The 6,690-nt window shown below is 66.5% G+C and carries 5 protein-coding genes; 3 read left to right on the top strand and 2 right to left on the bottom strand.

Translation table 11 applies throughout. The features are described 5' to 3' along the window. The first annotated feature begins 255 nt into the window (after positions 1-255). Together QZY48_RS23205 and QZY48_RS23200 are read left to right on the top strand one after the other, a co-directional pair. Positions 256-1,116: a transporter substrate-binding domain-containing protein gene (locus QZY48_RS23205; protein ID WP_295435550.1), complete on the top strand. Its 861-nt coding sequence runs from the start codon at positions 256-258 to the stop codon at positions 1,114-1,116. 455 nt (positions 1,117-1,571) lie between these two features. Next, positions 1,572-4,346 carry an ATP-binding protein gene (locus tag QZY48_RS23200; RefSeq protein WP_295435548.1) on the top strand — a complete coding sequence of 925 codons (2,775 nt, stop codon included), beginning with the start codon at positions 1,572-1,574 and terminating at the stop codon, positions 4,344-4,346. A 291-nt stretch (positions 4,347-4,637) separates the two neighbouring features. Here QZY48_RS23200 and QZY48_RS23195 read toward each other — a convergent pair whose 3' ends face one another. Then, on the bottom strand, positions 4,638-5,126 hold the full coding sequence (locus QZY48_RS23195) for a hemerythrin domain-containing protein (RefSeq protein WP_295435546.1): 489 nt from the start codon (positions 5,124-5,126) through the stop codon (positions 4,638-4,640). Between the two features lie 165 nt (positions 5,127-5,291). Here QZY48_RS23195 and QZY48_RS23190 point away from each other — a divergent pair, with 165 nt between their 5' ends. Further along, a complete protein-coding gene (locus QZY48_RS23190; RefSeq protein ID WP_295435544.1) occupies positions 5,292-5,417 on the top strand; it encodes a hypothetical protein in 126 nt (41 codons plus the stop codon). Between the two features lie 337 nt (positions 5,418-5,754). Here QZY48_RS23190 and QZY48_RS23185 read toward each other — a convergent pair whose 3' ends face one another. Then, on the bottom strand, positions 5,755-6,360 hold the full coding sequence (locus QZY48_RS23185; protein WP_295435542.1) for an HNH endonuclease: 606 nt from the start codon (positions 6,358-6,360) through the stop codon (positions 5,755-5,757). Positions 6,361-6,690 lie beyond the last annotated feature (330 nt).

The following is a 6,690-nucleotide window of genomic DNA, read 5'->3' as shown; positions in this document are numbered from 1 at the left end:
GGCAATAACAACTGGGCCTTGTAACGGGTAACTGTGAAGGTCCGCGCGAATGTGAGTACAACCGAGGAACCGGATGCGGGAAAACTGCACGTCCGGGATTGCGCCGGGGGCGCCGGGTAACCGGCGTTCCTACGGCGGAGAATGATATCGGAACAGACCCGAAATGGGAGAAACATCATGCTGCGTCCATCATCCGCGCCTCTGCGCGCCGTCCTTCTCCGGTTCCGCCGCGGTTGGGGTCTCGTTATGCCGCTCGTGGGGTGCCTCATTCTGAGTTTCCTGGTGACGGCTGCGGCCGCGGCAGGCGGGCTGGCGGAGGTCAAGGAACGCGGGGTCCTGCGCCACCTGGGTATCCCCTATGCGAATTTCGTCACCGGCGCCGGTGACGGCATGGACGTGGAACTCATGCGCGCCTTTGCCGCTCACCTGGGGGTCCGCTACGAGTTCGTGCAGAGCGACTGGGGCGACATCATCAGTGACCTGATCGGTCGCAAGGTCAAAAGCAAGGGGGACGACTTCGAGGTCCTGGGGGAGGCGCCGATCCGCGGTGACGTGATCGCCAACGGCATGACAGTAATCCCCTGGCGGGCCAAGGTGGTCAGCTTCGCCGATCCGACCTTCCCCACCCAGGTGTGGCTGGTTTCCCGTGCCGACCTGCCGATGTCCCCCATTAGGCCCAGCGCGGTCCTGGACCAGGACATCGCGGCCACCAAGGCGCTGATGCCGCGGCGCACCCTGCTCGGCAAGGCGAACACCTGCCTCGATCCGGAGCTCTATGACATCAAGGCGACCGGCGCCAAGGTCGTCATGTTCAAGGGCACCTTGAACGAGATGGCCCCGGCGCTGATCAATGGGGAATCGGAGCTGACCCTGCTCGACGTGCCGGATGCACTCGTCGCCCTGCAAAAATGGCCGGGGGAGATCAAGGTTATCGGGCCGGTGAGCGAACGCCAGGACATGGCCCCGGCGTTCCGCCCCGCGGACAAGGACCTGCGCGATGCCTTCAACCGCTTTCTCAAGGAGTTGAAGGCGAGCGGCGAGTTCAGACGCATCGCCCTGGCCTACTACCCGTTCGTCATCGACTACTTCCCGGACTACCTGCCCGAAGCGCGCTGAGCCGCGCGTGCGCTCCGGCCGGTGCGCCCCGTGCCGGGGGGCTCAGGGGTGGCGCCGACGGCCGTGATCGTCGTTGCGGCCGCAAGACCATCGCAGGTCAGGGCGTTACCGTGAAAGCCGCTCCCGCCGGGGGCTTTCATGTTCCGGGGCGACGGACAAGCCCTCATGGCCGTTAGCCGCGACGCGACCGTGGCGGCTGCCGCGGCCTTGTCGCGGCTGAAGCCGCTCCCACAGCGTCGCCGCGCGACGTTCACGGTAACGCCTCGACTTCCCTGCTCTCCCGCCCCTTCCGGCGCGAACCGATGCGCGCCGCGGCGGCGTCAGACGACAGACCGGCTGCCTTTTCCAAGGTTATGCGTTAGCCTGTGTGGCGTGGCGCCGCACCGCATCCCCGCGGCGTGGCCGTCCTACGCCGCCCGCGTATCACGGGTACCCCTCTGGAGAACCGATCGAGTATGCATGAGCCCAAACCCCGGGGAGCGCTCCGCGCCATTGCGCCCAGGTATGGCCTCCCGACCATCCTGATCAGCGTCGTCCTGACGCTGTACGTGGGCTTCCTGCTGGTGGCCAACTACTGGTCGGCCACCAGCCTGCGTCAGACCATGGAGCAGCAGCGGCGCCTGGAGAGCGGGCGGCGGGTCGCCGCGCTCCAGTACTTCTTCAGCGAGCGGCGCGACGATCTGGCCAATCTGGCCTTGTCGCGGGAGGTAGCGGGGTTCTTCGAGAATCGCGCCCTGGGGATGAGCATGCGCTACGGGCTCAAACAAAGCCTGGTGCCGATCGGCGCCCGTTTCGCCCAACTCATCGACCGCAAGCGCATCGGCAGCAAGCCCATCTATCAGCGTCTGGTCCTGCTCGACGAGACCGGGGAGGTACTGGTCGACGAACCGAGCCTGGGTGAGGCCCCGCTGCTCGATCGCCCCTGGAAGGAGTTCCTGAATCCTGCCCATCGGGGTGGCGAGATCCTGGTCCTGGACGGAGGCCGCACGCTGGCGGTATCGCTCGCCCACGAATTCAAGGGGGCCTACGCGGGTCAACTCCTGGCCCTGCTGGACGCGGGGCTGGTAACGCGCGAGGTGCTCAATGTGGACCGCGGCGCCGACGACACCTACGTGGCGACCATCGCGGGGGGGCATCTGCACGGGATCGGCGGTGAACTGGCCCCCGGCCTGGCACGCTTGACGCCGCCCGCGGGGGTGAGGGACGGCCAACTCTTCGAGTTCCGCGACGGTTCCGTGGGGGACGGCGAGCACATGGTCGCGCTTGCCCGCCTGTTGCCGGGGACGGAATTTGTTGTGATCGACGTGATGTCCACGGCGCAACTGCGCGGCCGGCTCGAACCCTGGCACCTGTTCCTGGGGATGGCGAGCCTGGCGGTGGTGGTCCTGCTCGGGGTCTTCCTGATCCTGCGGCTCAATCTGCGCGCGGTCGCCTTGCAGGCCCATCTACGTGAGAGCGCGCTGCGCGAGAAGGCGGTGCAGGAAAAAAACCTGGAGCTCGAACAGGAGATCGGCGAGCGGCGGCGGGTGGAGAGCGAGCTGCGCGACGCCAAGGAGGCGGCGGAGGCGGCCAACCGGGCCAAGAGCGAGTTCCTCGCCAACATGAGCCACGAGATCAGGAACCCCATGATCGGGGTGGTGGGGATGGCCAACCTGCTGGCGGAGACCCGGCTCGATCAGGAGCAGCGCGAGTATGTCACCGTGGTGCTGCACTCGGCCGACGCGCTGCTGAGCGTCATCGACGACATCCTGGACTACTCCAAGGTCGAGGCCGGTAAGCTCACCCTGGACGAGACCGACTTCAGCCTGCGCACCCTGATCGAGGAACTGGCGGATATGTTCGCCTACAAGGCTGATGGGCGCGGCCTGGGTTTCGCGTGCATCTGTGAACGGGGGGTGCCGGACTGGCTGCACGCCGACCCGGGCCGCTTACGGCAGGTCCTGATCAACCTGATCGGCAACGCCATCAAGTTCACCGAACAGGGCGAGGTCGAGGTGCGGGTCGCCGTCCAGACGGGGTCGCACGGGGGCGCGCGCCTGCATGTCGCCGTGCGCGACTCCGGCATCGGTATCGCCGCGGACCGCCTGGGCCTCCTGTTCCGTTCCTTCTATCAGGTGGACACCTCCTTCACCCGTCGCTACGGCGGCACCGGCCTTGGGCTCGCCATCTCGCGCCGCCTGGTGGAGTTGATGGGCGGCGAGATCGGGGTCGACAGCCGCGAGGGGGAGGGCTCCTGTTTCTGGTTCGAGTTACCGGCCGTGCCGGTCGCGGCGGGGGGGATACCCGTGCCGACGTGGGCGCGAGTACCCCGGGCGCTGCTCATGGATACGCTCGCGATCGGCCGGGCCGCGCTCACCGAGACCCTGGCCCACTTGGGAGTCAGCGTCCTCGCCACTGCCGATACCGAGGGCGCGATGGATGAACTCCTGCTGGCCGAGGATCGCGACGATCCCTACGACCTGGCCCTGATCGTCCTGCGCCAGCCCGGCGGGGAGGGCGACCGCCTGTTTGACCTGGTACCCCACCAGCCGTGGCGGGTGCCCTTGCGGGTGCTGGCTCTGGTGCCCCAGGGGCGGCGCCGGGACCTCACGCTGGCCGAGTCGAGTCCGGTGCGCGTCCTGACGCTGCCGGTGCATCGGGCGGCCTTGCTCGAGGCCCTGGATGAGCGGCCGGGGTCGGCCTTGGAGCCGACGCCGGGGGGTGCGCAATCACCGGTCGCGGCCCCGGTGGTTGATGCAGCACCGCCACCGGTGCCGGCCACGGTGGACCTGCCGCCGGCCGCCGCGCCGGGCGTGAGCGCGCCGCGCCGCTGCATCCTCCTGGTGGAGGACAACAAGATCAGCCAGAAGGTCGCCACCGCCATGCTCGACAAGCTGGGTTACCAGGTAGATGCGGTGGACAATGGCGTCCTGGCCCTGGGGGCGGTGGAGCAGGGGCACTACCACCTGGTACTGATGGACATCCAGATGCCGGAGATGGACGGACTGGAAGCCACCCGGCGCATCCGCGCCGCGGAGGCCGCGGGGCAACTGCGCTACGAGTCCCCACTCGGCCACCTGCCGATCGTCGCCATGACCGCCCACGCCCTGGCCTCCGACCGTCAACTCTGCCTGGAGTCCGGCATGGACGACGTCATCACCAAGCCGGTCAAGCGTCAGGTCCTCATCGAGACCCTGACGCGGGTCCTGAACGGGGAAGCGGCCGCGGCGGCAGCCGATGCTCGCACCTGATGCTGAACCAGCCTCAATCGGCCGCTCGCGGTGGAACTCAAGGTCTGGCGCGACGGCGCTCCGAACCCGCTGGCCGAGGCACTGGTGCAGTTGGACGGCGACCTCGCCGGTCTGGGCCTCGACTGGCGAAGGCTCGCCCGGCGAGTAGGGCGGCAACCGTCAAGCTCCTCATCCAACCCTCCCCCACGAAGGGGGGTGAGCAAGAAGAACACCCGATTGCGCTGACGCAGCCGACGGCGATCGCGAGGGGAACGAAACCGTTACGTCGGGCGCGGGTAGCCGTCCGGGCGGTTACCAGCGGCGCGGCGCGTGGTCCGCGCCGTGGCGGGCTCCGAGCGGGGCACGCGCATCCTGAAACATGCCGATCTCCAGCAGTTTGGGGAGCAACACCTGCTCCTCGCGATCGATGCGTTGTGCGACCAGATCAAAAACCGCACGGGTCTCGGTCAGGAAGTCATCGCTGAAATTGAAGTCGCAGTTCTTCAGCCAATGCGTGTGATAGTCGTTGAAGGTCTGCCGCAACGGCTTCTCACCGCTGATGAAGCCCCAGGCGATGGACTTGACCTTGGGGTCCTCATGGATCAGCAGGCTGGGGTATAGACTGCGATCCTCTTCGGCCAGGTGGCGCCGCACCCGCTCACCCAGATCGCACAACAACTCATACGCCGTCTTGGCATTGGGGCGTATCCGCAGCTGCTCCGTGGTGAGGAGTGAGCGCAGGTCGTCGAGCATTTGCCGCAGGTCTGAATGGGTGCTGCGGTAGCCGTCTAGGGTATGCATAAGTCATCCTCGTCGTTATTGATTGGCGGTTACCACCGAAAGGACAGGACCTTCAGTGAAGCCCCGTGGCCGCTACGCCCCGGAAACCGTGCTCCGGGGCCTTCGTGCAACACTAAACCCCTCGCGCAACTGAGATTTACGTGCCCGATCAGGCGGATTGTTGCATTGCACCATAATGGCACCGCGGGGGCCGATTTGCTGCATTGCACCATTCGCGACGGCTTTGCTGCATTGCATCATTTCGCCCTTTTGCTGCATTGCACCATTGCCGGGCTGCTCCTTCTTGATTGAAGATTAGCTTAGATCCACATTGAGGTTCAACTTAAAATCGGCACGGCGTTGAAATTCATTTCAGCGCGTTGTTCCCGCAATGGCAGTCAACCGCGGGCGGATGCAGATTAATATCGGCAATTCAGCGAGATAACGCCAACGCGGACGCTCCCTTGCGGGGTCGGTGACGCACACTCTTCACGGGGTTGGACCAACGGGTGTGGTCGCGATCGTCGTTGCGTGCGCCGGGCGAGCGCAGGCCGAGGCTTCAAGTCGGTCGACCTGGCGGCGGCGCGGTCTTGGTCCGGCTAACGGTGTCAGGCGGGCGGGGGGCGAGCGGCCGTGGAGGCCAGGTGCTTCAGGCCCCGGGTCTGGCGACAGTGCGCTCGCGCAGCGGACTGCTGCGGGGGAAGTGGGCGCGCAGGAACGCCATCTGGTCGGCCAGGACGCCACGGCCCATCAGATAGACGTACTCGGCATGGGTCGGCGTGAAGGGCACCGCCAGCAGTTCCATCCCGGCCGCCTCCGGGGTGCGGCCAGCCTTGTAATTGTTGCAGCGCACGCACGCGGTGACCAGGTTGGTCCAGTGATCGCGCCCGCCCAGGCTGGATGGGCGCACATGGTCGCGGGAGAGTTGCCGACTGGGGAAGCGGCCGCCGCAATACAGGCAGATGTGGTCGTCGCGCTGGAACAGGGTGCGATTGCACAGCGGCGGCACGTAGTGGTCCTGTAGCTTGTTCAGGGCCTGGTGCAGTCCCAGCGTGGCGATGATGGAATGGATGCGCAGCCGGCTGCGGCGCCGGGTGGCGACGTTGATGCCGCCGCGCAGATGAAACAGCGTATCGCCACAGTCGTAGGCGACCTGATCGAGGAAATACAGGCGGGCGGCGGTGCGGTAGTCCACCCACTCGAGCGGCATACCCGCCAAATCCGTTCGCAGTACCTGTTGGTTCAGTGGCAACATAGCGCTCGGGCTCGCAAGTTGTCGGCATGATACACATTGAGCGCGGGGGCGCAAGGGTGTCGGGCACCGGCCTTGGCGGCGCCTCCGGTTTCCTGTGTACGTCGGTGGCAGTCCCGTAGCGTTGCCGGGGAATGGCTCGTCTGGGGTGCCGTGCGGTCTTGATCCTGGTCCCTGCCGCTCGGTGGGGCGCTGCCGCGGCCAAGGAGTCCACAATCCGGCCGCGCCCCCGGGGATTGCGACTTGCTGTCCCGCAACCGTCTATCAGTGGTCGATGGAAATCTGAAAAATGCGATAAAACAAGGGTCTGAAAAAACGGCCAATCCGTAGCCG

The sequence above is a fragment of the uncultured Thiodictyon sp. genome (genome assembly GCF_903828115.1).
Lineage (GTDB): Bacteria > Pseudomonadota > Gammaproteobacteria > Chromatiales > Chromatiaceae > Thiodictyon.
The sequence above is the reverse complement of the archived record's forward strand: the minus strand, read 5'-3'. Positions and strand labels throughout refer to the sequence as shown.

Bases quoted from the DNA above. Each gene is read 5' to 3' on its own strand.
- QZY48_RS23200 (WP_295435548.1), top strand. From the start codon at position 1,572: ATGCATGAGCCCAAACCCCGGGGAGCGCTCCGCGCCATTGCGCCCAGG.
- QZY48_RS23195 (WP_295435546.1), bottom strand. From the start codon at position 5,126: ATGCATACCCTAGACGGCTACCGCAGCACCCATTCAGACCTGCGGCAA.
- QZY48_RS23185 (WP_295435542.1), bottom strand. From the start codon at position 6,360: ATGTTGCCACTGAACCAACAGGTACTGCGAACGGATTTGGCGGGTATG.